Origin of the sequence: Pararcticibacter amylolyticus, from assembly GCF_003130405.1 — a bacterium.
Lineage (GTDB): Bacteria > Bacteroidota > Bacteroidia > Sphingobacteriales > Sphingobacteriaceae > Arcticibacter > Arcticibacter amylolyticus.
Genome location: NZ_QEAS01000103.1, coordinates 1 through 548, shown reverse-complemented (window position 1 = coordinate 548; position 548 = coordinate 1). Strand labels below are relative to the sequence as shown.

General features: G+C 54.2%; 1 pseudogene. It reads right to left on the bottom strand.

Features of this window, described 5'->3' with window-relative positions:
* Positions 1–548: pseudogene (locus tag DDR33_RS26280) on the bottom strand (DUF6443 domain-containing protein); the annotation flags it as partial.

The following is a 548-nucleotide window of genomic DNA, read 5'->3' as shown; positions in this document are numbered from 1 at the left end:
GCCGGGGGTGGTGTAGGCGGCCAGTTCCAGGCGGTTGAGCTTGTCGTAGGTGTAGTCATAGCTTTGCTTCTCCTGGGGAAAGCCGCTGCTGGCGGGGACTTTTGTCTGCCAGCTGAGGGTGGAGATATTGCCGTTATACTGTTTCTTGGTGGCGTCTGCATGGTCATTGTACTGAAGGCTCATGCCGAATACTCTTTCTGCGGAGGGGCTGCCGGGGTCATTGATCTGTTTGAGCCAGCCCCGCTCGTTGTACTGGTAGGCGATCTTCTGGAGAAAGGTATTGCCCTTGTCTTTTGAGTGCAGGCGCTTTTCTTTCAGCTGGCCGATCTCATTATAGGTATTCTGTGCCAGCAGTACCGTGTCCCCGCTGCCGATGGTTTCCCAGGTGTTCACCTTGCGTCCCATATGGTCGTATTCATACAGGGTAAGGATCTTTACTTGTTCGGTGCTGTTTACTTTATGGTGGCGGGTGCTGGTGAGCAGCTCATCGGTGAAGCTGTAGGTGTTGTCGGTTTCATCGTAATTGCCGTCTGAGAGGGTGCCGCCTT